This is a genomic window from Acinetobacter sp. KS-LM10, assembly GCF_036896575.1.
Lineage (GTDB): Bacteria > Pseudomonadota > Gammaproteobacteria > Pseudomonadales > Moraxellaceae > Acinetobacter > Acinetobacter avistercoris.
This window is the reverse complement of the sequence record NZ_CP145906.1, coordinates 3,428,687-3,455,617: the sequence shown is the minus strand read 5'-3', so window position 1 is coordinate 3,455,617 and position 26,931 is coordinate 3,428,687. Positions and strand designations below refer to the sequence as shown.

The following is a 26,931-nucleotide window of genomic DNA, read 5'->3' as shown; positions in this document are numbered from 1 at the left end:
TTTTTATATATTTTATTGAGCTTTCTTATCTGCCAAACTAAAGAACCAGTTCAAAAATAATGCGGCAAACGTAGCAGTACCAATACCGCCTAAGTTAAAGTCACCAAACTGAAGGGCAAAGTCGCCTGTACCTAAAATAATCGTCACTGCAGCGATCATTAAATTTTTGTTTTGAGAAAAATCAACTTTACTCTCAATCCAAATTTTAGCACCAGCAATCGTAATCAGACCGAATACAACAATAGACGCACCCGTTAAAATCGCAGTTGGAATGGTATGAATGATTGCACCAAACTTAGGAGAAAGTCCTAAGAAAATTGCGAAAATACCAGCAATAACGAAAATAATAGTCGAGTAAACACGGGTGACAGCCATCACGCCAATATTTTCACCATAAGTAGTCATACCTGGCGCACCAACGCCACCAGCTAGCGTTGTTGCTAGACCATCAGCAACAAAAGCTTTGCCGATGTGAGGATCTAGGTTCTCGCCTGTCATAGCACTTACTGCTTTAATGTGACCTAAATTTTCAGCCACTAAAATTAAGGCAATCGGCGCAATAATTAAGATCGCATTAAAATCAAAAACAGGAGCATGAAAATCTGGAACACCGAACCAAGACGCTTGTTGCATTGGCAAGAAGTCAATTGGTGTGCCATAGCCCATAATATTCGAGACAAGGTAGTAGGCCAAATAAGCCAACAACAGACCAACGAGTAAAAGTAAACGTTGTAATAGACCTTTGGTAAAGACTGCAATTGAACCCATACACATCACTGTCAGTAATGCCATCCACATATTGAATGGATTACCAGCGACCGCTTTAACGGTAACAGGTGCAAGGTTTAAACCAATGATCATGACCACTGAGCCTGTGACCACTGGCGGCATGAGTTTTTCGATCCATTTGGTTCCTGTTGCCATCACTAAAAAACCGAGTAAGGCGTACAGTACGCCACAGGCAATAATACCGCCAGCAGCTATACCAATATTGGGATTTAAACCACCAGCAGCGGTATAACCCGTTGCCGCGATGACGACGCCAATAAAGGCAAAACTTGAACCTAAATAACTTGGAACACGTCCACCTGTCATAAAAAAGAACAAGATGGTACAAATACCTGACATTAAAATGGCAAGATTAGGATCAAAGCCCATCAAAAATGGAGCGAGTACCGTTGCACCGAACATAGCGAATGCATGTTGTATACCGAGGACAACGCTTTGCGCAGCTGGAAGATATTCATTTGTGCCCACAGGTCGTGCATCAATACTACCGTCATAAGGGCGCCATTTTGGAAACCAACCGGACATAAATTGAGCACTCAAAAGATAAATTGTGCACATCATACGCCTGTTTTAATCAGGTTTAATCATCCAATTTAAAAAAAATTAAAACTAAAATCCTGACTTATATTGTATTTTTACCGAGTGGTAAAATAATTATTTTTTAAAACCAAAGTATAATCAGTGAATTATCTGATTAGCTTATCAAATATGTTCATAAATAATGTGAATAATAAAGTAATCCAAAAATATGATCTCGTTTTCAAAAAATGTTTCATTCATCCTTTTTATATAACAAGCACATGATCTGAATTTTAAGATTCATCTTATCGAAGTGAATAAAAAGAGCCTTTAGAAGGCTCTATTTTATTTATGTTTTTTTAGCCAGTATTTCGCAGGCCGGCAGCAATCCCCGCAATACTTACCATCAAGGCATGATCAACAGGCGTTTGTTCAGCAGATTGATGGGATAAATAGTTACGGCGTCTTTTCATGAGTTCTGCTTGCAGTAAATGCAGAGGCAGTAAATACGTTTTTCTTACTCTCATAGATTGATCGAGAACCTCATTCGAGCTGAGTAATTGAGACTCGCCCTTCATAACCAGTAAGGTTTGTACAGCATCGTGTAGACGTTGACGTAATTCAGCACCGAGGACTTTCAGATGATCATCTTGAGTTAAATGCGCTTCATAATAAAGCGCTATATTGCTGTCAGCTTTCGACAACACCATTTCCAGCATATCGATCAAGGTCTGGAAATACGGCCATTGCTGTAACATTTCATCAAGTTGAGATTTATGACCTTCGGAAATCACTTGATTAATTGCCGCCCCAGTTCCTAACCATGCAGGAAGCATTAAACGAATTTGTGTCCAAGCAAATACCCAAGGAATGGCACGTAGAGATTCAATTCCACCACTGACTTTACGTTTTGCCGGACGAGAGCCCAAAGGTAACATTTGCAATTCAAGTTCTGGTGTCACTGTTCTTAAATACTGAACGAAATGAGGGTTTTCACGTACCGTTTGACGATAAACCTGTACCGAAAGATCCGTCATCTTATGCATTAAGTCACGCCATTCTTGCTTCGGTTCAGGCGGTGGGAGTAAGGTTGCTTCTAGAGTTGCAGCGGTATAAATTTCAAGATTTTGTAAAGCAATTTCTTCTAAACCAAATTTGAAGCGGATCATTTCACCTTGTTCAGTGACTCGAATTGCACCTGAAATTGAACCTGGTGGTTGTGAAAACAAAGCCTGTTGTGTAGGTGCACCGCCACGGCTAATTGAGCCACCGCGACCATGAAATAGCGTCAGTTGTATATCGTGATTTTTCGCCACGGCGGTCAATTCTTCTTGTGCACGATACTGTGCCCAGTTGGCAGACATAAAACCTGCATCTTTGGCAGAGTCTGAGTAGCCAATCATGACCTCATGTTTGGCTGCAATATGCTGTTTATACCAATCCATATTAAATAAGGTATTCATGGTATGGGCAGCACTGTCCAGATCTTTTAAGGTTTCGAAGAGAGGAACCACGCGCAGAGGATGCTTAATGCCTGCTTCTTTTTGTAGCAGTAAAACCGCGAGTACATCACTTGGATATTCCGCCATCGAAATAATATAAGCACCTAAACTTTCCTTCGGTTGTTCTGCCAAAGTACGCATGGTTGCAAATACTTCTTGTACATCTGAATGTTCGATTAAGCTTTGTTCGGGAACACTTAAATGTTTAGGCAATAAAGGTCGTTTACTTTGGAGCTCTTGTAATAAGAAGTTCTGGCGTGCCTGTTCAGTCCATGTTTCAAAATTGCCTAAACCTAAGTATTCAGTAATAGCAGAGATCGCTTGGCGATGACGTCCTGATTCTTGACGAATATCAAGCTTGAGTAATTCAATTCCGAAACAATTCACTCGATATATAAAATCGAGTAATTTACCATTGGCAATTTCTTTTAAGTTGGAATCAACGAGAGAGCGATAACACAATAAAAGCGGCTGTAATAATTCATCTTTATGATGAATGATTTGATTACGATCGACATCCGAATGTTGTCCTTGTAACTTTGCGGACAACCATGCTCGAGTGATTTTAAGGCGTTCACGAGTATGACGTAAATATTCTCGATACGGTTCTGGATGATCGATCCCAAGTGCTTGCTGTAGTTCTGGACTACAGGACTGAATAGATAAATCCCAACGTAAATCTTCAATATCTCTTAAATATAAATCCGCTGCTTTCCAACGAGAAAGCCAAAGTACTTCCTGAGTCACTTGATGTGTCACATTGGGATTACCATCGCGGTCACCGCCCATCCAAGATGCAAAGCGAACAGGGGCAATATCCAATGGAAGTGTTTTTTCGCAGTTGTCTTGTACCAATGTATCTAATTCACGAATAAATTTCGGAATCGCATTCCAGAGCGTTTGTTCGATGGTGGTAAAACCCCATTTTGCTTCATCGATAGGGGTTGGGCGATGCTGACGAATTTCATCAGTTTGCCATGCAGAGCAGACCAGTTGCTTTAGTTCTTCTAATACGACAGCACGTTGCTTGGGTGTTAATTTTTGCTGATCAAACTTAGATAGACAATTGTTAATGCCATCATATTTTTGAATCAATGTTCGACGACTCACTTCTGTCGGATGCGCCGTCAATACGAGCTCGATGCTCAGTTCACAAATTTGTTTGTAGAGTACTTCTGCAGAGATCTGTTGTTTTTTAAATTTAGTGAAAAGTGGATCAAGTACATTGGCTGAAGGCGCTTGAGTATCAAACTCATCGCGGCGACGGCTACGAACCACATGATACTGTTCAGCGATATTCGCAAAATTGAGAAAGTGTGAAAATGCACGTGTTAGCGGCAAAATTTCATTGTCCTCAAGACTCAAAAAGAGTTGTTCGAGTTGTTTTTCTGCTTCCTGCTTACCATCACGCGCCCCTTTGGCTAAGGCACGAATTTGTTCTACCTGATTAAACAAATCTTGTCCGGCTTGTTCTTTGAGCGTTTCACCCAAAAGATTTCCAAGTAAACGTACGTCTTCACGTAATGGAGCATCAATTTGTTGAATCATTTTTTTCTCCTATTCTTGTATTTAGAATATACCTCGATTTAATGATAAACCAAGTCATGCATCTAGCACTTTAGGATAAAAAATGAAAAATACCGTATTAAAAAACGCCTTTTACTAAATAAAAATCAGTTTTTTTGATATTTGAGCATAAATATTTCAATGGCTTCTTCAACAATTGATTGGCGCTCCTCAACATTTGGGATTGCACGAATACCGAGTAAAACTTCATGATGCCGCTGTCCGAGTAATAAAGAGATGAGCAAATGAATCTGCTTTTCAATATTGGCATCTTGAATGAAATTTAGCGCGATTGCTTGTTGAAAAAAAACGCGCCAAACTTTCAATAATTTATTATGCGAGGCATCATAAAAAGGCAACACGAGAGGATTTTGCTCAGCCGCAAGTTCTAATAATAAATGCTCAAGTTTAAGGGCTTCAGGTAGATTCACCAGATCAATTGCCAATTTACACAGTTGCTGTAGTGCCGCATTAAAATCTGAATGTTGATCTAAGCTTACAGTTCGAGTATCAATGGACTCTTCACATGTTTCTGCGATGGCACAGGTGAATAAATTTTCTTTGTCTTGGAAATGATTGTATACCGTCAATTTGGTGACACCGGCTGCTTTAGCAATTTGATTCATACTTGAACCATGAAAACCGTGCATTAAAAACAATGCTTTCGCTGCATCTAAAATCTGTTGGCGTTTTTCTAAATCCTTTGGACGACCCACTTTCATTTGCCAATAATCTCCAAAAAAAATAAATTAAGTCATGACTTGGAAAATAAATTTTAATTAATGTACCATGCAGTATATTAATTAAAAAATAATCAAATTAATATACTGGAAACAACATTTGCCCAAATAATTGAATAAGAGCAGTTCACATGAGTAATCTAAAAGTTGCGGTCATCAGTTTGATGCTGTTGTGTGGTGTCACATTAGCGGGTTGTAGCAAAGAAAAACAAGCAGTAGAACAAATACCCGTTGTGATGGTGGCTCAACCAAATACGACACATGATGAATTAAAAAGCTATGCGGGTGAAGTACAAGCTCGACAACAAACGGCACTGGCATTTCGGGTGGCGGGCCAAATTACGGAACGCTATGTCGATGTGGGTGACCGAATCAAGGTTGGACAAGTTTTGGCGAAACTGGATGTTCAAGATGCTCAACTCCAATTAAATTCTGCTCAGGCTCAACTTGACGCTGCAAAATCAGCAGCAAAAATAGCAGAAGATGAGTTTAAACGTTTTCAGCAGCTTTTACCGATTAATGCGGTGAGCCGCTCGCAATATGATGTGGTTGAAAACCAATTTAAGTCTGCGATGTCAAACTTAAAACAAGCTCAGTCAAATTATGCAGTAAGCAGTAATCAAACCGGTTATAACCAGTTGGTTGCCAATAAAAATGGCGTGATTACCCAGCGCGATATCGAAGTTGGGCAAGTGGTTGCTGCTGGGCAAGCTGCATACCAAGTGGCCATTGATGGTGATCGTGAGGTGGTGATCGGAATTCCAGAACAAGCCATTACCCAAATTAAAGTGGGACAAAATGCTTGGATTACCTTGTGGTCAAAGCCTGAAGAGCGTTTCGCTGCTTATGTGCGTGAAATCTCGCCCGCAGCAGATCAGTCTCGTACTTTTAGTGTCAAAGTGGCTTTAAAAGAAGGCCAATCTGCAATTCAATTGGGGCAAAGTGCCCGCGTATTTTTTTCTTCTACTGCACATAATGTTTTAAGTGTGCCTTTAACCAGTGTATCTGCAACAGAAAATCAGCCATATGTTTGGGTCGTGAATACAGATCATACCATCCGTAAAGTTGCTGTAAGTCTTGGTGCATATGGCAAGGAAAATGTACCTGTTACTCAAGGTTTAAAAGCAGCGGATTGGGTGGTTGTGGGCGGTGTGCATTTATTAAGAGAAAAACAAAAAATTAATCCGATCGATCGACAGAATCGTAGTGTTCAGATTCAAGCAGGAGCAAAATAATGAGCTCCAAAATGAATTTCAACTTGTCAGAATGGGCATTAAACAATAAAGGATTGATTCTTTATTTTATGATTCTGATGGGCATATTGGGTATTTACTCATATGCCAAACTGGCCCAAAGTGAAGATCCACCCTTTAGTTTTAAGGTGATGGTGGTCCAAACCTATTGGCCAGGTGCGACAGCAGAAGAAGTGTCATTGCAAGTGACAGATCGGATTGAAAAAGAGTTGATGAGTACGGGCTTATACGACCGCGTGGCGGCTTATTCAAGACCCGGCGAGTCTATGGTCACGTTCATTGCGAAAGACTCTCTTAAATCTGCAGATCTCGCTAATGTCTGGTATCAGGTGAGAAAAAAAGTAGGCGATATCAAACACCAATTACCAGCTGGTGTGCAGGGACCATTTTTTAATGATGAATTTGGCGATACTTTTGGAAATATCTACGTTCTTACAGGAAAAGATTTTGACTATGCCATTTTAAAAGAATATGCAGATCGGATTCAGCTTCAATTACAACGCGTTAAAGACGTAGCGAAAGTAGATTTAGTCGGTCTACAAGATCAAAAAATTTGGATAGAAATTTCAAATACAAAATCCTCTCAACTGGGTATTCCAGTAACCGCGATTCAAGAGGCATTACAAAAACAAAATAGTACTGCCAGTGCAGGTTTTTTTGAAACAGGCACAGATCGAATTCAAGTGCGTGTAAGTGGAGCACTGCAGTCAGTAGATGATTTGAAAAAAATGCCCCTCTTAGTGGGAGATAAAACCATTCAGTTGGGTGATGTTGCAGAAATTTATCGTGGTTTCAGTGAACCAGCACAGCCACGGATGCGCTTTATGGGACAAAACGGTATTGGAGTTGCCGTTTCAATGCGTAAGGGTGGTGACATCATCGCCTTAGGTAAAAACTTAGAAACAAAATTTAACGATTTACAACAAGCTTTGCCTCTTGGTATGGAACTGAAAAAGGTTTCAGATCAGCCTGTTGCGGTAGAACACAGTATTCACGAATTCATTAAAGTGCTGGCTGAAGCGGTAATTATTGTTCTCTTGGTGAGTTTCTTTTCACTTGGTTTCCGCACGGGATTGGTGGTGGCATTATCCATTCCGCTTGTACTCGCGATGACCTTTGCGGGCATGAATTTCTTTGATGTCGGACTACACAAAATTTCGTTAGGTGCGTTAATTTTAGCGCTTGGACTGTTAGTCGACGATGCAATTATTGCTGTTGAAATGATGGCCATAAAAATGGAGCAGGGGTATAGCCGGCTTAAAGCAGCAGGTTTTGCTTGGACATCTACAGCTTTTCCTATGCTCACGGGAACCTTGATTACTGCAGCAGGTTTTCTGCCGATTGCCACAGCTGCTTCAAGTACAGGCGAATATACGCGTTCTATTTTCCAAGTGGTGACCATTGCACTGGTCGTATCATGGTTTGCTGCGGTGTTGTTCGTGCCTTATTTAGGAGACAAACTGCTACCAGATTTTAATAATACTCCGCATAAAGCGTCGTGGTATCAGCGCTTATGGGCCCGACTGCGTAAACAGCCTGCACCGCAACCAATCATTCATGTTCAGGGAGAGGTGCACGATCCTTATCAATCCAAGACTTATCAAAAATTAAGACGCTGGGTGAATACATGTGTGACTTATCGTAAGACCGTTATCGCTGCGACCGTGGGTCTTTTTATCTTGTCTATTTTAATGTTTAAGTTGGTCCCACAACAGTTTTTTCCACCGTCTAACCGTGCTGAAATTTTAGTGGATTTAAAACTTGAAGAAGGCGCATCACTAACAGCAACTGAAAATGCAGTTAAAAAAGTCGAAAAGTTTTTATCAACTCAAAAAGGGATTGATAACTATGTTGCTTATGTGGGCACAGGTTCGCCACGCTTTTATTTACCTTTAGATCAACAGTTACCGCAAGCCAGTTTTGCACAGCTCGTCGTTTTGGCATCTTCTTTAGAAGAACGAGATGAGATTCGGAAAAATCTGAGTCAAGAAATTAGTCAATTGCTTCCTCAAGTCCGAACACGCGTTTCATTATTAGAAAATGGACCGCCTGTTGGCTATCCACTGCAGTTCCGAGTATCTGGTGAAGATTTAAATACGGTACGTCAGCGTGCGCAGGACGTCGCAAAAGTCGTTAGTGAAAATCCAAACACCAATAATGTACATTTAGACTGGGGTGAGCCGAGCAAAGTCATTTCTCTTGAAATTGATCAGGATCGTGCACGTCAATTAGGCGTCAGTAGTTTAGACGTCGCCAACTTCCTGAACAGCTCGATTAGTGGTGCGGTGATTAATCAATATCGTGAAAAGCGTGAATTAATTGATATTCGGTTACGGGGTGATCAGGCTGAACGTGCAGATGTAGCATCTTTAGAAAGTCTCGCGGTGCCAACATCGAAAGGAGGTACGGTACCTTTAGCACAAATTGCCAATATTCAATACAAATTTGAAGATGGGCTGATTTGGCATCGTAACCGCTTACCAACGATTACCGTGCGGGCAGATATTCAAACTCAATTACAACCTGCGACGGTGGTGAATGAGTTAAAGGAATCGATTGAAAGTATTCGTGCCGACTTAGCAAGTGGTTATTTAATTGAAGTTGGAGGCACGGTCGAAGAGTCAGCACGAGGTCAGACCTCAGTAAATGCGGGTATGCCTTTATTTTTAGCGGTCGTTTTCACATTATTGATGATACAACTGAAGAGTATTTCTCGATCATTTATTGTATTTCTTACCGCGCCATTGGGACTCATTGGAGTCGTCTTATTCCTCTTGCTCTTCAATAAACCTTTTGGATTTGTTGCGATGCTGGGTACGATTGCATTATCAGGAATGATTATGCGTAATTCATTGATTTTAATTGATCAAATTGAGCAAGACATCAAATCTGGACATTCACAGTGGGATGCAATTTTGGATGCAACAGTGCGCCGTTCTCGTCCAATTATCCTGACGGCACTGGCCGCAGTGCTGGCCATGATCCCACTTTCAAGAAGTATTTTTTTCGGGCCGATGGCTGTTGCGATTATGGGTGGGCTTATTATTGCTACACTATTAACATTATTCTTTTTACCTGCTCTGTATGCAGCGTGGTTTAAAGTAAAAAAAGAGTCAAATAGTGTGTAGAATGTTGCAATATTAGGTGCGAAATACTGAAAAATTCAATATAGTAGTCCCTAGTTTTTTACAGACAATAAAATAATAAATTCACTGTATAACTCAAAATGAGTGTGCAGTGAATTGAGGTTAAAATTATCCATGGGGCGAGACAGCTTAGATAGACATCGTCGTTTTGTTACTTTGTCTTATGTGTTTATGTTTTTAGCATTATTTACAGCAATTACCGCTGTAATAGCTTACTTTTTGTCTCGAAAAGTGGTGCAGTCTGATACTGCCGAAGTATGGATGCAGGCCCAAGCATTATGGATTATGCGCAGCGTTGTGCTCTTTCTCATTTTAGTTGTTTTTGCATTTTTATGGTTTATTCCTGCATTCTTTATTTATTGGGATAGCATGATTTGGGTAAAAACCTGCACGGTGATTGGTGTTGTTTTTGCTGCAATAGCGTGGTTATACCTTTTGAATGTTTGGTTAAAAGGTTTCGTGAAGTATATTCAGAAAAAAGCCGTTTTTTAAAAAATAATTTTTACTCCGACTTGTAATATCGAGCTATGACCCCAACATACTTCGCAGTGAAGTAATCTTATTTTTTTGTGGAGCATCGCCAGACATGGCTAAACGTGATTATTATGAGGTTTTAGGCGTAGCTAAAACCGCTAGTGATGATGAAATTAAAAAAGCCTACCGTAAGTTGGCGATGAAGTATCATCCAGATCGTAACCCAGACAATGCCGAAGCTGAAGATAAATTCAAAGAAGCTGCTGAAGCTTATGAAGTTTTATCTGATGGCGAAAAACGCAGCATGTACGACCGGATGGGCCATCAAGCCTTCGAAGGTGGTATGGGCGGAGGCGGTGGTGGCTTCGGTGGTGGTTTTAGCGCAGAAGATATCTTTAGCCAATTTGGCGATATCTTTGGTGGCGCATTTGGTGGTGGCGGTCGTGGTGGTCAACAACGCCAAAAACGTGGTTCTGATTTACGCTATGTAATGGAACTGACGCTTGAAGAAGCCGTAAAAGGTATTAAAAAAACCATTACTTTCACAGCGCCAGCGCCATGTGAAACATGTGATGGAAAAGGATCAAAAAATCCACAAGATGTTGAAACCTGTAAAACCTGTCATGGGGCGGGTCAAGTCCGTATGCAGCAAGGTTTCTTCTCTGTTCAGCAAACCTGTAGCACATGTCGTGGTCAAGGTAAAATCATTAAGACCCCTTGTAATACATGCCATGGGTCGGGTGTAAAAGATCGTCAACAAACTTTAGAAGTGACGATCCCTGCTGGTGTAGATAATGGCGATCGCGTACGTTTAACGGGTAAAGGTGAAGCGATTCGTGATGGTCAATCAGGTGACTTATACGTAGAAGTGACTGTTCGTGAACATGAGATCTTCCAACGTGATGGCGCTGATCTATATATGGACGTACCCATTAGTATTGCAGATGCTGCTTTGGGTAAAGAAATTGAAATTCCAACATTAGACGGGCGTGTAAACCTGAAAGTACCTGAAGGTACACAAACGGGTAAAATGTTCCGTTTACGTGGTAAGGGTGTAAAACCTGTTCGTACCAGCATGCAAGGTGATTTACTTTGTCGTGTTGTGGTCGAAACCCCTGTACATTTAACTTCACGCCAGCGTGAACTGTTAAAAGAGTTACAAGAATCGATGGATGGTGAAGACAGTAAATCGTCTCCGAAGAAAAAATCATTCTTCGACCGTTTATTTGATTAATTAAACGGAAATCAAAAAAGCCCAACATCCTGTTGGGCTTTTTCGTATTTGATGCTTTAGGTATAACTCCTGTCGTACCTGACTTTCCTTGTATCTCATCGTATTTTTATTTTTTTGGAGCATCCTGCTCTCTATGTCCTCATCATATAAAATGGTAACGAACTCGCCTAGCTGCAAAAGGCTTGAATTGGTGTAAGCATTGGCTTACGTCAATGTAGATGTAATCAAAAGCAAATGAAAAGAAAACGCAAATGAAAAAGAAAAAACGATTTATAAAATAACAATTATTAAATTAAATTAAAAAATAAAACGTTAAATATCAATTATTTTTGACTTTAAAAAAGATGAAATCAACTTGAAAATACTAAAATTAAAGACTAAGCGTTTTTCATATTCATTAATATAACTAAAAATTTGAATTTAGATGCATCTCATAATACGTTTCTTCTATCGCCAATTACGTTATCTCAGAGATTTAGATCGCTCTTTTTTTTATGATTCATACATGCATTGAATACTATTATTACATAAAGATATACCTCGTAAGTTTTTGACTTAAGGGTGCTCCTTCACTAGTTTAGTTCTATATATCAGCTACGGCATAAGATATTAAAGCAGGAAGTTTTTTGCTTTATTGCAGTATTACTAAAAAATAGCAACAAAATAAAGGGCACAAGGATGAAATTAATATGAAGGAACAATCTCAAATGAACTCTAAATTTCCATTTGCGAAATCCGCATTACGAAATTTTTGGATAGGATCTCTTGCGACGACTTTAGCTGTCACATTAACAGCTTGTGGAAGCAATGATGATAGCGCTATAGATTCTAAACAGGCAGATCTTATTTTTGAGAATGGCTCTGTTTATACAGTCGATACAGCCCGCTCTGAAGCAGAAGCTGTTGCAGTTAAAGATGGAAAAATTGTCTATGTCGGCAGTAATTCTGGACTCAAAGATTGGCGTGGTCAACAAACTCAAATTATTGATTTAAAAGGTAAAATTTTACTTCCAGGTTTTGTTGATACCCATAACCATGCTTATTTACGTGCTGAATCAATGTATTGGGTTAATCTCGGCACACAGACATTAGAGGCTTATAAAAAAGCAACTCAAGATTTCTTGCTTAAACAGCCTGATGTTAAACAAATCAGGGGTGTAGGATGGAATTTGAAATATGTGCTTGAACAAGCAAAATTAACAGGAAAATCACCTGCGGTATTATTGGATGAGATTGTAGGAAAGGATATTCCTGCAGTTTTTATTACCCATGGGCATCATGAAGTATGGGCAAATACACGTGCCATGCAGAACGCTGGTATTACAGCGGAGACAAAAGATCCAGCTGGGGGCTTCATCGACCGTGATTCTCAAGGAAACCCTACAGGTATCCTGAGAGAATTTAGCGCACAAAACTTAGTCATCAGTGTGTTGCCACAACCAGACTTTAGTGTAGATGAATATAAAAATGCAGTACTTTCTTTCCAACAAGAACTCGCACCACAACGCGGAGTAACATCAGTATTGGTGCCGATTCATTATCCGACTGATACATTCTTGGAAGCGATGAAAGCATTAGACAATGAGTCTAAACTGACTGTACGTTATGATCTTTTACAGTGGGCAGATGAAAATCGTGGCACTGAACAAATTCCAGGATTTATAGAGCGCCGAGCTAAATACAAGGGTAAATTCTTTAAAACAGATTCGATTAAAATTTTTGGTACTGGAGCCAGCAGTACGTATGGATCACTGGTATGGGATCAGGAGATTTTAAAGAAAACAGTCGCAGCTTTAGATAAAGAAAAGTTTCGAGTATATATCCATGATATAGGCCCAACCAGGACCTATAATTTAATGCTAGATTCCTTTGAATATGCGCAACAGCAAAATGGTAAGCGTGATGCACGACATATGATTACTCATGTGAGTGATGAAGCAATTGAAACGATTCCGCGCTTCCTTTCACTGGGTATACGTGCAGATGGTCATCCATTGCCTAAAGCATTTTTCGATGCTGGTGTATTATTGAATTCATCAAGTGATTATCCAGTTCGTGAATTTTTCCCAATGACGCGTATCGCTCAAGGAGTTCAGTCAGGTGTTTCACTTGATGCCATGATTGCGAGTCATACTATTAACGGGGCTGAAGCGATTTTTGCTGAAAAAGAAACAGGATCAATCGAAAAGGGTAAAGCAGCAGATTTAGTTGTGATGAGTCAGAATTTATTTAAGGTTCAACCTGCTGCACTAGAAAGCTCTGAAGTGGTGATGACCGTATTTAACGGGAAAATTGTCTATGATCGCGAAGCGAATAAAACCAAAGCCAATGAAAAGGTTACTGAAGTTGCTGATGGTCATGACCATTAATGGGTACATGAATTTGAGCTTTTAAATGATGCTTTATTTAAATGTGCATTAAATTCAGAGAAGATGATTTACACGAAGCCTAGATTTTATATCTAGGCTTTTTTTAGGAGGTTGCTTCTAATTAAATAGACCTGAATTTAATAAATCTCTTGTTGAAATAAGAAATAGCTTAGATTTTCTGATGAAATGCAAAAAAGATCAATTTAGAGTGTATTAATCTATCAATGATCTTTTGGTCATATAAATACGAATAAATATGGCTTTATAAAAAATGAAGATTAAAAATATTCTGCAATGGATGTTATTTCTTTTACACGAGATTTTATAGCTGGAAAGATGATTGTAACTTTATTCAAGACATGGATATTAGGGTAGGAGGTTGAATATTTGGTAGTAAGTCATCGTCATCTTTGTTGAATTAGGCTTCAAATCTGAGATAGATGCCTGCTGTCTTTAATCCGAGAAAAAGGTGGTTTTCAACAGCAGGTAATGGTAGATAGATGTCTTGAGGAAATTAAATATGTATTTGTCGATCTGGTTAAAAGTTACACTGCTCTTAATACTGAGTGTTGTTATGATTTTACTGTTCGTCAAGGTGTATGGTTTATATAGAATATATAATAAATACCCCGAACTAGTGAAATCACTAGAACTCGGTGAACAAATGATTGCTAATAATAACGTTGGAGAGAATTGTTTATATGTTGATTTTGAGCATTATCCTAAGCTAAAAGACAGAGGTTTTGTTAATATTGGTGGGGCTAGTAAAACAGAAGCAGAAAAATTTCTTGAAAACGTGACAGAGAATACCAACTGTATTCAAGATGCACAATTAATAGGTATTGAGTATAAAAATGGGCAGGCAAGTGCAACCTATACTTGTGAAAAGCAAGGTGTGATCACGGAGTTTACATGGACTGATTTTGAGGATTCTTGTAGCTATATGCAATATTTAAAAAATTGGAATTTACCAGTTGGTTATAGCTTATTATCAATCAACAGACCTTAGTAAAGGAAAAGCTATTATTTTTTAAATTTTCTTTTTGTTAAAGTTTTTGCTTTTGATTTTTAAATGCATCAGCTTCTGTAAAACTTGTAAAACTTGTAAAACTTGTAAAACTTGTAAAACTTGTAAAACTTGTAAAACTTGTAAAACTTGTAAAACTTGTAAAACTTGTAAAACTTGTAAAACTTGTAAAACTTGTAAAACTTGTAAAACTTGTAAAACTTGTAAAACTTGTAAAACTTGTAAAACTTGTAAAACTTGTAAAACTTGTAAAACTTGTAAAACTTGTAAAACTTGTAAAACTTGTAAAACTTGTAAAACTTGTAAAACTTGTAAAACTTGTAAAACTTGTAAAACTTGTAAAACTTGTAAAACTAGGAACGATAAGCGCTTCATTACTATTTTTTATTCCTTCAGGTCATGTTCTGTGGTTGATTGGAGTCGTACTTGCTGCTTGTAATATTTTAGGCTCACTGGTGGGAACCTTATTAGCATTACGCTACGGAAGTGGATTTAATCGCATATTTTTTCTTATTTTTGTGGTCTTTTTAATTGGCCGAATGTGAATGGCTATTTTCTTTACATAATCAAGATGTCTTAAAAGCGCACGAGTGTTTATCTGAGTTCTTCTCAGTCTCAAACTGAAACTTTAAATTTTTATTTAATGTGCTAAATTTTAGACAAAAAAATCCCAGCCTAAAAGGGGTATTGGCTGGGAAGAAAATTGACTTTAAATTAAGTTAGCTGGATGAGTCGTAAATACTTTAATTTACTTCCTGTCTGACTTGAGAACAATCATATAAAAAAATATTAAATCTGTAAAATGGATAAAATCAAAAACAATAATCGAATTTTTAGATGATTAATTTTGGCCATAAAAAAACCTCGACATCCTGTCGAGGTTTTTCGTATTTGTTGCTGAGGTATAACTCCTGTCGTACCTTTTATCCCTGTCTTATTTTTCTTAGCTGGAGCATCCTGCTCTCTATGTATTCATAATAGAAAATAACAATGTGATTGCCTAGCTGCAAAAGGCTTGAATTGATGTAAGCATTTGCTTACATCGATACTCTGTTTATTTATGAGTATTCGGATTGATACTGATTACTTGTTTTTTGATTAAAGTTAAATTAGGTAAGATTTTTTCTTTTTAGCTCAATGAGATTAAATCAACTAAAAAGTTAGTGAGAAGTATCTAAGTCGGTTTTCAGAATTTTCTGACTTTATGTAAAATATATAATAGATCTCTTTCATAACTCAAAAAACAGTCATCTTTTTGGTGATTATATGTACCCTTAACTTTGTGACATTGATGCATAATTTCAGTATGAAATATATCGACTCTAAAAAGCTTTCTGACCCGCAGTTTAAGCGTTATACAGGCATCTCATACTCAACTTTTTATTTAATGGTTGAGCAATTGAAAAAGCATTTACCAACTACGGGTAGACCCGCTAAATTAAGCATAGAAGATCAAGTTCTTTTGAGTCTAAGCTATTGGCGTGAATATCGAACCTTATTTCATGTTGCGACCAGTTATGGTGTTTCAGAGCCGACGGCTTCAAGAATTGTTCGGCATGTTGAAGACTGCTTAATCCAGTCTAATCTTTTTAATTTACCGAAGGATTTGCCTCAAGGTGAAGGCATTGATTGGAATGTTGTCATCATCGATGCCACAGAAATACCCATTCAACGGCCCAAAAAAACAGAAGAAAAGCTATAGCGGTAAGAAAAAGACACATACCTTTAAAGTACAAGCGATTATTCATGCTAAAACACGAGAAATACTCAGTTTATGTATGTGTAAAGGTGCAGTGCATGATTTTGAATTATTCAAAAGAAACTTAAATTTAATTCCTAAGAATTCATTTCTATTAGCGGATAAAGGTTATCAGGTTATCAGGTTATCAGGTTATCAGGTTATTCATAATATTTACGCAAACAGTTTGCTTCCGTTGAAAGCAAAAAAAGGCTGTACATTAGATCCTGAGCTTAAAAAATACAATCGAGAAATCAATAAAAGAAGAATCCTTGTTGAACATGTTTTTGGTGCGCTGAAGCATTTTAAAATACTTGCTGAACGTTACCGAAATAGAGGAAAAAGACTCGGCTTAAGATTCAATTTAATTGCTGGAATTTACAACATGGAATTGAGCAAAAAGTGACTTATGAAAGAGGTCTAATGTATTGACTATTTATAAGGGAAGATTGCATAACGGTAATCCCCCCTAAAAATAATAGGATCTAAAAGTAGAATTTTCTCTTAAGATACGAGCAGGAGATTCTGCATGAAAACATCTAAATTTACTGACAGTCAGATCATGTCCATCTTGAAACAGGCAGAATCTGGCACACCTGTAGCGACCCTTTGCCGTGAACACGGCATGAGTAATGCTACCTTTTATAAATGGCGTGCCAAATATGGTGGTATGGATACATCATTAATGGCTCGACTGAAAGAGCTAGAAGCCGAAAATACCAGACTTAAAAAGATGTATGCGGAAGAGCGATTAAAGGCCGAAATCATCCAGGAAGCGATGGCAAAAAAGTGGTAAAGCCATCTTGCCAGCGTAAGATGGCACAACAGGCAGTTGCCCAGCATGCCATTAGTATTCGTTTGGCTTGTAAAGCATTTGGCATTAGTGAAACCTGCTACCGCTATCAAGCCAAACTCAGCGATGACAATGCACTCATTGCTGAACAGCTCATTGAACTCACTGAGGAAAATTCCGATTGGGGCTTTGGTTTGTGCTTCTCGTATTTACGGCATGTTGAGAGTTGCTGCTGGAATCACAAGCGGGTTTACCGCATTTACTGTGAGTTGGCACTGAATCTGCGTATTAAACCGAGAAGAAGACTAAAACGGCATGCGCCTGAACCATTGAAAGAACCAATCCGAGAAAATCAGGTTTGGTCATTAGATTTTATGCATGATCAGCTTTCCGATGGTCGCAAGTTTCGATTATTGAATGTGATTGATGATTACCGCCGCGAAGGCCTAGCCATTGAAGCAGGGTTCTCATTGCCCACAATCAGGGTTATTCGTACGTTGAATCAATTGCTGGAGTGGAGAGAAAAACCGTTAGTGATCCGATGCGATAATGGTCCCGAATTTATCAGTCACGAATTTGTGCGCTGGGCTACTGAGCACGGTATTCGTATTGAATATATTCAACCGGGTAAGCCACAGCAGAATGCGTATATTGAACGCTATAATCGGACCATACGTTATAGTTGGCTGAGCAAGCATTTATTTGATACTTTGGATGAAGTACAAGATTATGCAACAAACTGGTTGTGGCATTACAACCATGAAAGACCACATCAAGCTAACAAAGGAAAGCCACCTCTAATGGCTGCTTAACCTCTACTTTTAACTTCGGTTATTTATGGGAGGATTACCTAACTTTTTACTAGACCTCTTTCATAAGTCACTTTTTGCTCAATTCCATGTTGTAAATTCCAGCAATTAAATTGAATCTTAAGCCGAGTCTTTTTCCTCTATTTCGGTAACGTTCAGCAAGTATTTTAAAATACTTCAGCGCACCAAAAACATGTTCAACAAGGATTCTTCTTTTATTGATTTCTCGATTGTATTTTTTAAGCTCAGGATCTAATGTACAGCCTTTTTTTGCTTTCAACGGAAGCAAACTGTTTGCGTAGATATTATGAATACCCTGATAGCCTTTATCCGCTAATAGAAATGAATTCTTAGGAATTAAATTTAAGTTTCTTTTGAATAACTCAAAATCATGCACCGCACCTTTACACATACATAAACTGAGTATTTCTCGTGTTTTAGCATGAATAATCGCTTGTACTTTAAAGGTATGTGTCTTTTTCTTACCGCTATAGCTTTTCTTCTGTTTTTTTGGGCCGTTGAATGGGTATTTCTGTGGCATCGATGATGACAACATTCCAATCAATGCCTTCACCTTGAGGCAAATCCTTCGGTAAATTAAAAAGATTAGACTGGATTAAGCAGTCTTCAACATGCCGAACAATTCTTGAAGCCGTCGGCTCTGAAACACCATAACTGGTCGCAACATGAAATAAGGTTCGATATTCACGCCAATAGCTTAGACTCAAAAGAACTTGATCTTCTATGCTTAATTTAGCGGGTCTACCCGTAGTTGGTAAATGCTTTTTCAATTGCTCAACCATTAAATAAAAAGTTGAGTATGAGATGCCTGTATAACGCTTAAACTGCGGGTCAGAAAGCTTTTTAGAGTCGATATATTTCATACTGAAATTATGCATCAATTTCACAAAGTTAAGGGTACATATAATCACCAAAAAGATGACTGTTTTTTGAGTTATGAAAGAGATCTACTGAATGATAATAATTAATATTATTAAAAAGTAATCAAAATCGTTTTTAATTATTTTTAATTAATTGTCTTCATTTATATTTATTCTTTCGATCAAAATATATTTTAAGATTGTGAGAGATTTTTTATAAATAATAAGATATTTGAATTAAAATATTGGAAAATTTATAAGTTTAAAAAATAACGATATTTATTTTATCTATCAATTTATAGAATGAAAATTTTCTACTTAATGAGAAATTCTGAATATTTAAGGAGAAACAATAGACTTCTTTTATTAAGTGATTATTCACACAAAACGCTTATCATAAGTATCCACTCATCCTGAATTTCTTCCAAAGTGAGAAGGTTTTTTTACAAATTAATTTACTGCTAATCAATGATCATTTTTTGATTGATGAAAGAGGTTTAATTAGAATATATCTAATGTTAAGTCGGGCAGCCAACTATAAGAGTCTAAATCATCAATATTAGGAATAGCGTTGATCCAGAATACTTTCAATAAGCGAATCATGAGACAAGTAGCCTTAATTGGATAAGATACTAAATATGTTTGAATAAATTAAAATACTAAGAATATCGTAAAGCAGCTATTTGAGTAAGATTTATCAAATCACCTAAGGTAATTTAGAATGATTATTATTTTAACATAAGAGATTGATTAATATGAATTTATGTTTAGATTGGCTCATCCTTTTATAAATAAAGCACGTATAAAAAAGAGGATTAACAAATCCTCTTTATTAGATGATATAAATTGATTAGCCTTGAGCATCAATGCTTTGACCATTCATTCCTAAACTGTCTTCGCCCATCAGGTATAAATATGCAGGCAAAATCATTTCAGGCGTAGCCAATGTCTTTGGATCTTCATCTGGATAGGCTTTTGCACGCATCGCTGTACGTGTCGCGCCTGGATTAATACAGTTAAAACGAATATTTGGATATACATTTTCTTTGGCAAAGATTTGACTGACAGCTTCAATCGCAATTTTTGAAACGGAATATGCACCCCATTTCGGACGAGCTTCACGACCTACACCAGAACTTGCGAAAACCACCGAAGCATTTTCAGACTTTTCCAAGAGAGGTAAGAGTTCTTGCGTCAGTACAAAGGGTGCACGCAAGTTAACAGCCATCACATCATCCCATTCTTCAATAGGGTAGTGTGCAAGCTCTACCCGTTCACCCAAAATACCAGCATTATGCAAAATGCCATCAAGTCGACCAAATTGTTGAGCCAAAGTATCGTAAAGCAGCTCATAGTCATGTGAAGTCGCGGTTGATAATTGCAAAGGAAGAATGGCGGGTTGTGGTGCTCCAAGACTTTCAATTTCGTCGTAAATTACTTCTAGTTTATTGATGGTGCGCCCATGAAGTACTACTGTTGCGCCGTGCAATGCATAGCTCAGTGCTGCAGCACGCCCAATACCATCTCCAGCACCAGTGATAAGAATAATCTTATCTTTGAGTAAATCTGGACGAGGTTGATATTCTGAGTAATTCATGTGCGACCTCCTTATTATTGGTTATTGATTCAGATTAAGCAGTCTTGTTGGATAAACCGATGATTTGGTGTATCGCTTGATGTAATTCTTCGACTGTATTCACTATACAATCTGCGCGCCAAGCTGTTAAGTCGTCTTTGTGTTGCAATGGTAAATATCCGTAAGCTGCAAGAATAGTGTACATATTGGCATGACGGCCTGCATCAATATCTCGAGGATGATCCCCAACATAAATACAATCTTCAGCAGCAATATGAATGTGCTTGGCTGCCAAATACATCGGTTCAGGATCTGGTTTAGTCTGTTTAACGTCTTCGGGACAAACCAATACAGCACAGCGCTGAGTTAAATTTAAAGCTTTTAGTAGAGCTTCACTGAGCCAACGCGGTTTGTTAGTGACGATACCCCAAGGTATATTTTCAGCCTCCAAAGACTCTAATAATGGATACATGCCATCGAATAAGTCTGTATCTACAGCAATATCAGCGCCATAAATATCTAAAAAGCGCTGCCGATGAGCTAAAAAGATCGGATCAGTGACCTCAAGTTCTGGATAGACTAACTGAACCATTGCTCGTGCGCCTTCCGAGACTTGCGTCCGAATTAGTGCGGCATCGACCACTTCACGATTTTCTTCTCGGCACATATTTTGAATGATACGAATAAAATCCGCTGCGGTATCAATCAGTGTTCCGTCCAGATCGAAGAGTACTGCTTTCATTCAGCAACCTCATTGACGGTATAAACCATGTAGTTCACATCTACATTTGGCGCTAACCAATAATTCTTAGTCAGTGGGTTGTAGTGCAAGCCTGTCATGTCTTTCAGTTTTAAGTTCGCACTGCGAATATCACTTGCTAATTCTGAAGGTTTAATGAATTTATGATAATCGTGTGTGCCTTTTTTTAGTAAACGAAGTACGTATTCTGCACCGACAATCGCGAATAAATACGATTTTGGATTACGATTAATCGTTGAGAAAAAAACATGACCATTTGGTTTGACTAATTTTTGACAGGCCTGAATAATCGATGCTGGATCAGGGACATGTTCAAGCATTTCCATACATGTCACGATGTCATATTGACCCGCTTGTTCTTCAGCAAGTTGTTCAACTGGAATTTGACGATATTCAATATTGCTGACGTTTTCTTGTTCTGCGTGTAGTCGAGCAACATTCAATGGCGCTGCACCCATGTCAATGCCCAGTACATCCGCACCACGGCGCGCCATACTTTCTGCCAAAATGCCACCACCACAACCGACATCTAAAATCTTTTTCCCGCTTAGACCACCTGCATGCTCATCTATCCAATTTAAACGTAAGGGATTGATTTGATGGAGTGGACGAAACTCTGAATGCCGGTCCCACCAAATCGATGCGAGTGCTTCAAATTTAGCAATTTCTTGTGGATCTACATTAAGTTGCGTCATTAGAGCTACCTCAGCATAATTCGTATGATGTGAATGAAAAATTAATTTTATGAAGCTAGTGTATCGCTAATTATAAAAAAAGCGATAAATCATGTAAAAAAGTTCACAGAAGGAAAACGATTTTCCCATATTTGTTTTATAGTAAATGCATAAGCTAAGCAGAATGATTTATAGGATAAAAAACTGAATGAAAAAATTTATTTTAACGGGTGTTGCTGCAGCACTTACAGTGGCATTTTCTAGTGCAGCAATGGCCAATTTCACAGCGGGTAAAGACTATACAGTTCTTCAAAATCCAGGGACAGTTACAGTTCCGGGTAAACTCGAAGTTCGTGAATTCTTTTGGTATGGTTGCGGACATTGTTTTACGCTTGAACCACATATGCAAGCGTGGTTAAAGAAAATTCCAAAGGATGTGAACTTTATACGCACGCCTGCAGCGATGAATAAGGTTTGGGAACAAAATGCACGCGGATACTATGTGTCTGAAGCACTGGGTGTGCGTCAAAAAACACATCTTCCTTTATTTCATGCGATCCATGACAAGGGTCAACAGATTTTTGATCAAAAATCTCAAGCGAAATTCTTTACTCAATATGGTGTGCCAGAAGCTAAATTTAATAGCTTATATAACTCCTTTGCGATTACTGCAAAAGTTTCACAGGCCAATAAACTTGCACAACAATATCAATTAACAGGTGTGCCTGCAGTCGTTGTGAACGGCAAGTATGTTGTACAAGGCGAAAATGCGAAAGTTACTGAAGTGGTTGATTTCCTCTTGAATCAAGAACGTAAAGCAAAATAAATATAGCAGTATGAGAGATTTCACTTCATTTAAAAATCAAAAACCCGCATTAAGTGCGGGTTTTTGATTTTTTGGTTTTGAATTTATGTTTTTGCAGAAATTTCTGATGTTTTCCAGTTCAGAATTCCTTTAAAGATCAAATGTACTTGAGTAATCGATTGCTTTTTAAGCACCATTTTTTGCAATTCAAGCTCCATACCTGTGAATTGTCTGCCCAAGCTGATCCATGACATGGCCCATGTAAAGCACAGGTTAATTAAAATATTGGAAAGAACTTTTAAATCATCAATTTGATGAAAATTTTGCACGATATCGAATTTTTTCAAATCATTGGCAAGGTCAATATTTAAAAATTCAATTTCTCGAGCAATTGCGCGGCGAACCACTTCAGAACCGCCCCAACGCTCAGAAATCATAAAGATCCAAGGGGTCGCATTGAGATCTATAGCTTCAAAAAAGAGAGCCATGCTGGTTTCTGCTTTCGCTTCAGGTTGTGCTAGACCTTGTCCTAATTGGTGCAAGACGGTCTTTAAATATAGCGCGACTTGATCGACTAACTCTTGTCCGAGTTCATCCATATCTTGAAAATGCCGATAGAAAGCTGTTGGCACTAAGCCAACCTCACGCGCAACTTCACGCAAGCTAATGCTACTAAATGAACGCCCAGACGTGCTTAAAGCTAAAGCAGCATCTAATAAAGCCTGACGGCTTTGTTGTTTACGTTCATCCCGAATAGACATCGTCATACCAAAAAAGAAATATCGTGATGAGTCTATCAAAAAAAACTACAAAAAAAACGACGAATGTCAGTGTACAAGTGTTGACTGATTCTGAAAATTGATTATAGTGTACGAGTGTTCACTATAAGAACACATGTTCACTCAACTAAATTGAAATACAAAGAGGAACGGAATGAGCAGTTATATGACCTATAAGCCAGAATGGATACGTGAAGACTTTGTTGACTTCATCGCTGAAAAAATAAATCCGATTTGGGCTTGGAAACGTGCTAAAGCTTCTGTTATTAAAGTGCAAAACCTCAGTGATGATTTTGTCAAAATCACCTTGAGACCAAATCGTAATTTTCAGCATCAGCAGGTTTGTGCTGGCCAAAGTATTCTGGTAACCGTCGTGATTGCTGGCGTTCGTCAACAACGTAGTTATTCAATTGTCGAACACTTAAGTAATGGTGATCTCATCATTGCAGTGAAAGTGCAGGGTATCGTTTCTAGTCAGCTTGCTCAAATGAAGCCGAATGCTGTCATTGAAATTTCACAAGCTCAAGGTACTTTTCTTTTAGAACCCGAGACACAACCACTTTTGCTTATTGCTTCTGGTAGTGGCATTACTGCAATTTATTCATTATTGAAACAAGCGTTGATACAACAAGATACTGAGATTGATTTAATTTACTTCAGCCGTGATGAAGCGTTTCACGTGGAGCTGACCCAACTAGCAGAACAGTATTCACAGTTGAATTGTCATCATATTCATACGGCCCAAGTTAAACAGCATTTAGATCATGAGTTGTTAGAGCGCATTAGTCCACAGTATCAACAGCGCTTAACGTATGCCTGCGGCGCAGCTGCGATGATGAAAAGCCTGAATCAAATTTATCAGCAATTCGGTATTCAGCATTTATTGAAACAAGAATATTTCCAATTACTGGTTGATGAACACGCTGAAAGTCAGGCCGTCACTTTTCTACGATCACAACATGAATTTGAAGCCAATACGAATTTGTTGAGTAGTGCAGAACAAGCGGGTTTAAAACCGACACATGGTTGCCGTATGGGTGTTTGTAATACCTGCACCTGCACCAAGGTGAGTGGTTCGACCAAAAATTTAATTACAGGTGAAATTGATCATCAGTCAAATACGCAAATAAAGTTGTGTATTAGCCAAGCGATCAGTCCTGTCGTTATTAATTTATAAGCGGTCTATACGCTAAAATTATAGTGAGAATAACAATGAATATGTCAGTGAATTTTCCCAACAGTAAATCTAAACATCTTAATCCAGAACAAATTGCAGAGTTCGGCCGTCGTGTGGACGAGATTCGTCAAAACATCATGGCGGATATTGGTGAAAAAGATGCCAAGTACATTTATAAAATTCGTAACTTTGTTCGTTATAGCGAAATAAGTTCACGTGCCTTGCTGATGTTTGGTGGATGGTTGCCACCTGTTTGGTTAGTCGGCACAGGACTTTTAGGTATTTCCAAAATTGTTGAAAATATGGAATTGGGTCATAACGTGATGCATGGCCAATTCGACTGGCTGAATGATCCTTCTTTAAATGGTGCAAATTACGACTGGGATACCATGTCGACAGGTGATGATTGGAAATATACGCATAACTATATTCATCATACCTATACCAACATTGTGGGCAAAGATCATGATGTTGGCTATGGTCTGCTACGTGTGAGCCAGTCGCAAAAATGGGAACCACGCTTCTTATTGAATATTCCTTTAGCGATTCAATTGATGGTGTTTTTTGAATGGTATGTGGGTGCGCAAAATTTACATTTAGAAGATGCTTTGGTTTATAAAACCAAAAGCTGGAAGCAAGTTTGGAACGATGCTGCAAAGTTTCGTAAAAAAGTCCGTCGTCAGGTTATAAAAGACTATGTATTCTTCCCGCTCATCGCTGGTCCGAATGCATTGCCTGTTTTTGCGGGAAATGCTGTTGCAAATGTGATTCGTAGTTTGTGGTCGTCGGCTGTAATTTTTAATGGTCATTTCACCGAAGATGCAGAGACCTTCGAAGCAGACAATACTGAAAATGAAACACGTGCAGAATGGTATTTACGTCAAATTCGAGGTTCGAGTAATTTTACAGGTACGGATTGGTTACATATTTTAAGTGGTAACTTAAGTCATCAAATTGAACATCACTTGTTTCCAGATATGCCTGCAAACCGCTATTCAGAAGCAGCACCTCAAATACGTGCTTTGTGTGAAGAGTATGGAATTAACTATAACGAAGCTAATTTCTTAGAACAATTTTGGAGTGTTTGGGTACGGTTAGCAAAATGCTCATTACCCAACGAGTCTGCGGATATTGTGTCAAAAGCGATCACGAAATTTAAAAATATTTTGCCTTGGAGCAAGATGAGTTCTTGAAAATACAGATCGTTGAAATCTGTTAAAACATCAAGCGTTCAAGACGGAAGGGTTCATCATGAGTAATGGTCAATACGAAAGTTAATATGATGAACCTGAACTTGAGCGAGGCATCTGTTATAATATGTGCAATAAATTTTAAGTGAATTTCAAGGACAAGTTATGCGTATTGACCAGCGAGCATTAGACCAATTACGTGACGTGAAAATTACCCGTAACTATACGCGTTATGCGGAAGGTTCAGTTTTGGTTGAGTTTGGTCATACGAAAGTGCTGTGTACGGCAAGTATTGATAACTCTGTTCCACGTTTCTTGAAAGGCAAAGGACAAGGTTGGGTAACTGCTGAATACGGTATGTTACCACGTTCTACTCATACGCGTAGTGATCGTGAAGCAGCACGTGGCAAGCAAAGTGGACGTACTCAAGAAATTCAACGTCTCATTGGTCGTAGCTTACGAGCTATGGTGGACTTGAAGAAGCTTGGCGAAAATACAATTACGATTGATTGTGATGTTATTCAAGCAGATGGCGGCACACGTACAGCTGCGATTACAGGTGCTGCGGTTGCTTTAATCGATGCAATGAATGTTTTGCTTGAGAAAAAGAAAATCAAACAAGACCCATTAAAAGGTTTAGTGGCTGCAATTTCTGTGGGTATTTTTCAAGACGAAGTGCTTTTAGATCTTTGTTATGAAGAAGATTCAAATTGCCAAACAGACTTGAATGTTGTGATGACTCAAGGCGGTGAATTTATTGAAATTCAGGGAACTGCTGAAGAAAAACCATTTACACGTGAACAGTCGAATGCAATGCTGGAAATGGCAGAAAAAGGTATCGCAGAATTAGTGAAAAAACAACAAGCTGCATTGGGCTGGTAAGTTAATTCGAATTGTTGAAGAATTTAAATAAGTTAAATCATATTGATAAAAACGCACATGAGGGTGCGTTTTTTATTAGAAGTTTAAGTTGATATTTTTAATCTTAACAAAGCTATTTACATCGTAAATACAGTGTATTTCTAGATGAAAATATAAGTAATTTTGACTTGCTCTGACTTGAAGTCAATTTATAAATCAATCAGTCATGAATCACTTTTAAGATGATTATGACTGATGAATTACTTAGA

General features: G+C 38.3%; 23 protein-coding genes and 1 pseudogene. 14 read left to right on the top strand and 10 right to left on the bottom strand.

Annotated features, from left to right (window positions below):
- Window positions 1-12: 12 nt before the first annotated feature.
- The 3 genes from V5M36_RS15630 to V5M36_RS15620 form a co-directional block, all read right to left on the bottom strand.
- The gene (locus tag V5M36_RS15630; RefSeq protein ID WP_338560657.1) at window positions 13-1,314 is read right to left on the bottom strand and encodes a solute carrier family 23 protein; all 1,302 of its coding nucleotides are present in this window, start codon (window positions 1,312-1,314) and stop codon (window positions 13-15) included.
- Between the two features lie 353 nt (window positions 1,315-1,667).
- Window positions 1,668-4,358 carry a phosphoenolpyruvate carboxylase gene (gene ppc / locus V5M36_RS15625; RefSeq protein ID WP_338560655.1) on the bottom strand — a complete coding sequence of 897 codons (2,691 nt, stop codon included), beginning with the start codon at window positions 4,356-4,358 and terminating at the stop codon, window positions 1,668-1,670.
- 125 nt (window positions 4,359-4,483) lie between these two features.
- The gene (locus V5M36_RS15620) at window positions 4,484-5,098 is read right to left on the bottom strand and encodes a TetR/AcrR family transcriptional regulator (RefSeq protein ID WP_338560653.1); all 615 of its coding nucleotides are present in this window, start codon (window positions 5,096-5,098) and stop codon (window positions 4,484-4,486) included.
- Window positions 5,099-5,247: 149 nt separating this feature from the next.
- Between V5M36_RS15620 and V5M36_RS15615 the strand changes: the two genes are divergently transcribed.
- The 6 genes from V5M36_RS15615 to V5M36_RS15590 all read left to right on the top strand — a co-directional run bounded on the left by V5M36_RS15615 (window position 5,248) and on the right by V5M36_RS15590 (window position 14,601).
- Window positions 5,248-6,351: an efflux RND transporter periplasmic adaptor subunit gene (locus V5M36_RS15615; RefSeq protein WP_338560651.1), complete on the top strand. Its 1,104-nt coding sequence runs from the start codon at window positions 5,248-5,250 to the stop codon at window positions 6,349-6,351.
- A gap of 11 nt (window positions 6,352-6,362) precedes the next feature.
- On the top strand, window positions 6,363-9,497 hold the full coding sequence (locus V5M36_RS15610) for an efflux RND transporter permease subunit (RefSeq protein WP_338564277.1): 3,135 nt from the start codon (window positions 6,363-6,365) through the stop codon (window positions 9,495-9,497).
- 132 nt (window positions 9,498-9,629) lie between these two features.
- The gene (locus tag V5M36_RS15605) at window positions 9,630-10,007 is read left to right on the top strand and encodes a hypothetical protein (protein WP_338560649.1); all 378 of its coding nucleotides are present in this window, start codon (window positions 9,630-9,632) and stop codon (window positions 10,005-10,007) included.
- 94 nt (window positions 10,008-10,101) lie between these two features.
- Entirely contained in the window at window positions 10,102-11,223 is a 1,122-nt protein-coding gene (gene dnaJ, locus V5M36_RS15600) for a molecular chaperone DnaJ (RefSeq protein ID WP_338560647.1), read from the top strand.
- Window positions 11,224-11,912: 689 nt separating this feature from the next.
- Window positions 11,913-13,592: an amidohydrolase gene (locus V5M36_RS15595; protein WP_338560645.1), complete on the top strand. Its 1,680-nt coding sequence runs from the start codon at window positions 11,913-11,915 to the stop codon at window positions 13,590-13,592.
- 664 nt (window positions 13,593-14,256) lie between these two features.
- Window positions 14,257-14,601: a hypothetical protein gene (locus V5M36_RS15590; RefSeq protein ID WP_338560643.1), complete on the top strand. Its 345-nt coding sequence runs from the start codon at window positions 14,257-14,259 to the stop codon at window positions 14,599-14,601.
- Between the two features lie 21 nt (window positions 14,602-14,622).
- Here V5M36_RS15590 and V5M36_RS15585 read toward each other — a convergent pair whose 3' ends face one another.
- The gene (locus tag V5M36_RS15585) at window positions 14,623-14,994 is read right to left on the bottom strand and encodes a hypothetical protein (RefSeq protein WP_338560641.1); all 372 of its coding nucleotides are present in this window, start codon (window positions 14,992-14,994) and stop codon (window positions 14,623-14,625) included.
- Between V5M36_RS15585 and V5M36_RS15580 the strand changes: the two are divergent.
- The 4 genes and pseudogenes from V5M36_RS15580 to V5M36_RS15570 all read left to right on the top strand — a co-directional run.
- A pseudogene (locus V5M36_RS15580) lies at window positions 14,961-15,164 on the top strand (sulfite exporter TauE/SafE family protein); the annotation flags it as partial. The gene V5M36_RS15585 and the pseudogene V5M36_RS15580 overlap by 34 nt on opposite strands.
- Window positions 15,165-15,925: 761 nt before the next feature.
- Window positions 15,926-16,321, top strand: coding sequence for a transposase family protein (locus V5M36_RS16175; RefSeq protein ID WP_445206289.1), 396 nt, complete (start codon window positions 15,926-15,928; stop codon window positions 16,319-16,321).
- Window positions 16,269-16,763 (top strand): transposase family protein, encoded by a 495-nt coding sequence (locus V5M36_RS16170; RefSeq protein ID WP_445206291.1) that lies wholly within the window; start codon window positions 16,269-16,271, stop codon window positions 16,761-16,763. Before V5M36_RS16175 ends, V5M36_RS16170 begins: the two co-directional genes overlap by 53 nt.
- A gap of 123 nt (window positions 16,764-16,886) precedes the next feature.
- Window positions 16,887-17,962, top strand: a protein-coding gene (locus tag V5M36_RS15570) for an IS3 family transposase (protein WP_242757396.1) whose coding sequence is annotated in 2 segments (ribosomal slippage) — window positions 16,887-17,139 and window positions 17,139-17,962 — 1,077 coding nt in all. Because the reading frame shifts where the segments join, the coding sequence is not laid out codon by codon here.
- 67 nt (window positions 17,963-18,029) lie between these two features.
- Here V5M36_RS15570 and V5M36_RS16165 read toward each other — a convergent pair.
- The 5 genes from V5M36_RS16165 to ubiG all read right to left on the bottom strand — a co-directional run bounded on the left by V5M36_RS16165 (window position 18,030) and on the right by ubiG (window position 21,871).
- Window positions 18,030-18,500 carry a transposase family protein gene (locus V5M36_RS16165; RefSeq protein WP_445206290.1) on the bottom strand — a complete coding sequence of 157 codons (471 nt, stop codon included), beginning with the start codon at window positions 18,498-18,500 and terminating at the stop codon, window positions 18,030-18,032.
- Complete coding sequence (locus tag V5M36_RS16160) at window positions 18,448-18,843, bottom strand: transposase family protein (RefSeq protein ID WP_445206289.1); 396 nt, start codon at window positions 18,841-18,843, stop codon at window positions 18,448-18,450. Before V5M36_RS16160 ends, V5M36_RS16165 begins: the two co-directional genes overlap by 53 nt.
- An 847-nt stretch (window positions 18,844-19,690) precedes the next feature.
- Window positions 19,691-20,437, bottom strand: coding sequence for a YciK family oxidoreductase (locus tag V5M36_RS15560; protein ID WP_338560634.1), 747 nt, complete (start codon window positions 20,435-20,437; stop codon window positions 19,691-19,693).
- A 34-nt stretch (window positions 20,438-20,471) separates the two neighbouring features.
- Window positions 20,472-21,158, bottom strand: a complete 687-nt coding sequence (locus V5M36_RS15555; RefSeq protein ID WP_338560633.1) for an HAD family hydrolase — start codon at window positions 21,156-21,158, stop codon at window positions 20,472-20,474.
- Window positions 21,155-21,871, bottom strand: coding sequence for a bifunctional 2-polyprenyl-6-hydroxyphenol methylase/3-demethylubiquinol 3-O-methyltransferase UbiG (gene ubiG, locus V5M36_RS15550; RefSeq protein ID WP_338560631.1), 717 nt, complete (start codon window positions 21,869-21,871; stop codon window positions 21,155-21,157). The genes V5M36_RS15555 and ubiG overlap by 4 nt, the downstream gene beginning before the upstream one ends.
- Window positions 21,872-22,058: 187 nt before the next feature.
- On the opposite strand from ubiG, the gene V5M36_RS15545 reads away from it, so the two are divergent.
- A complete protein-coding gene (locus tag V5M36_RS15545; RefSeq protein ID WP_338560629.1) occupies window positions 22,059-22,676 on the top strand; it encodes a thiol:disulfide interchange protein DsbA/DsbL in 618 nt (205 codons plus the stop codon).
- Between the two features lie 83 nt (window positions 22,677-22,759).
- On the opposite strand, the gene V5M36_RS15540 is transcribed toward V5M36_RS15545, so the two are convergent.
- Window positions 22,760-23,416, bottom strand: coding sequence for a TetR family transcriptional regulator (locus V5M36_RS15540; RefSeq protein ID WP_338560627.1), 657 nt, complete (start codon window positions 23,414-23,416; stop codon window positions 22,760-22,762).
- Window positions 23,417-23,588: 172 nt separating this feature from the next.
- On the opposite strand from V5M36_RS15540, the gene V5M36_RS15535 reads away from it, so the two are divergent.
- From V5M36_RS15535 to rph, 3 genes are all read left to right on the top strand, one after another.
- Window positions 23,589-24,611, top strand: coding sequence for a flavin reductase family protein (locus tag V5M36_RS15535; RefSeq protein ID WP_338560625.1), 1,023 nt, complete (start codon window positions 23,589-23,591; stop codon window positions 24,609-24,611).
- Between the two features lie 35 nt (window positions 24,612-24,646).
- On the top strand, window positions 24,647-25,804 hold the full coding sequence (locus V5M36_RS15530) for a fatty acid desaturase family protein (protein ID WP_445206288.1): 1,158 nt from the start codon (window positions 24,647-24,649) through the stop codon (window positions 25,802-25,804).
- A gap of 162 nt (window positions 25,805-25,966) precedes the next feature.
- Window positions 25,967-26,683 carry a ribonuclease PH gene (gene rph / locus V5M36_RS15525; protein WP_338560623.1) on the top strand — a complete coding sequence of 239 codons (717 nt, stop codon included), beginning with the start codon at window positions 25,967-25,969 and terminating at the stop codon, window positions 26,681-26,683.
- Window positions 26,684-26,931: the final 248 nt, after the last annotated feature.

Excerpts from the sequence above, each read along its gene's own strand:
- V5M36_RS15585 (WP_338560641.1), bottom strand. The coding sequence starts at position 14,994 with ATGAAGCGCTTATCGTTCCTAGTTTTACAAGTTTTACAAGTTTTACAA.
- ppc (WP_338560655.1), bottom strand. The coding sequence starts at position 4,358 with ATGATTCAACAAATTGATGCTCCATTACGTGAAGACGTACGTTTACTT.
- V5M36_RS15615 (WP_338560651.1), top strand. The coding sequence starts at position 5,248 with ATGAGTAATCTAAAAGTTGCGGTCATCAGTTTGATGCTGTTGTGTGGT.
- V5M36_RS15595 (WP_338560645.1), top strand. The coding sequence starts at position 11,913 with ATGAAGGAACAATCTCAAATGAACTCTAAATTTCCATTTGCGAAATCC.
- V5M36_RS15545 (WP_338560629.1), top strand. The coding sequence starts at position 22,059 with ATGAAAAAATTTATTTTAACGGGTGTTGCTGCAGCACTTACAGTGGCA.
- dnaJ (WP_338560647.1), top strand. The coding sequence starts at position 10,102 with ATGGCTAAACGTGATTATTATGAGGTTTTAGGCGTAGCTAAAACCGCT.
- ubiG (WP_338560631.1), bottom strand. The coding sequence starts at position 21,871 with ATGACGCAACTTAATGTAGATCCACAAGAAATTGCTAAATTTGAAGCA.
- rph (WP_338560623.1), top strand. The coding sequence starts at position 25,967 with ATGCGTATTGACCAGCGAGCATTAGACCAATTACGTGACGTGAAAATT.
- V5M36_RS15530 (WP_445206288.1), top strand. The coding sequence starts at position 24,647 with ATGAATATGTCAGTGAATTTTCCCAACAGTAAATCTAAACATCTTAAT.
- V5M36_RS15540 (WP_338560627.1), bottom strand. The coding sequence starts at position 23,416 with ATGTCTATTCGGGATGAACGTAAACAACAAAGCCGTCAGGCTTTATTA.
- V5M36_RS16170 (WP_445206291.1), top strand. The coding sequence starts at position 16,269 with ATGCCACAGAAATACCCATTCAACGGCCCAAAAAAACAGAAGAAAAGC.
- V5M36_RS16160 (WP_445206289.1), bottom strand. The coding sequence starts at position 18,843 with ATGAAATATATCGACTCTAAAAAGCTTTCTGACCCGCAGTTTAAGCGT.
- V5M36_RS16165 (WP_445206290.1), bottom strand. The coding sequence starts at position 18,500 with ATGCCACAGAAATACCCATTCAACGGCCCAAAAAAACAGAAGAAAAGC.
- V5M36_RS15560 (WP_338560634.1), bottom strand. The coding sequence starts at position 20,437 with ATGAATTACTCAGAATATCAACCTCGTCCAGATTTACTCAAAGATAAG.
- V5M36_RS15630 (WP_338560657.1), bottom strand. The coding sequence starts at position 1,314 with ATGTCCGGTTGGTTTCCAAAATGGCGCCCTTATGACGGTAGTATTGAT.
- V5M36_RS15610 (WP_338564277.1), top strand. The coding sequence starts at position 6,363 with ATGAATTTCAACTTGTCAGAATGGGCATTAAACAATAAAGGATTGATT.
- V5M36_RS16175 (WP_445206289.1), top strand. The coding sequence starts at position 15,926 with ATGAAATATATCGACTCTAAAAAGCTTTCTGACCCGCAGTTTAAGCGT.
- V5M36_RS15555 (WP_338560633.1), bottom strand. The coding sequence starts at position 21,158 with ATGAAAGCAGTACTCTTCGATCTGGACGGAACACTGATTGATACCGCA.
- V5M36_RS15590 (WP_338560643.1), top strand. The coding sequence starts at position 14,257 with ATGATTGCTAATAATAACGTTGGAGAGAATTGTTTATATGTTGATTTT.
- V5M36_RS15535 (WP_338560625.1), top strand. The coding sequence starts at position 23,589 with ATGAGCAGTTATATGACCTATAAGCCAGAATGGATACGTGAAGACTTT.
- V5M36_RS15620 (WP_338560653.1), bottom strand. The coding sequence starts at position 5,098 with ATGAAAGTGGGTCGTCCAAAGGATTTAGAAAAACGCCAACAGATTTTA.
- V5M36_RS15605 (WP_338560649.1), top strand. The coding sequence starts at position 9,630 with ATGGGGCGAGACAGCTTAGATAGACATCGTCGTTTTGTTACTTTGTCT.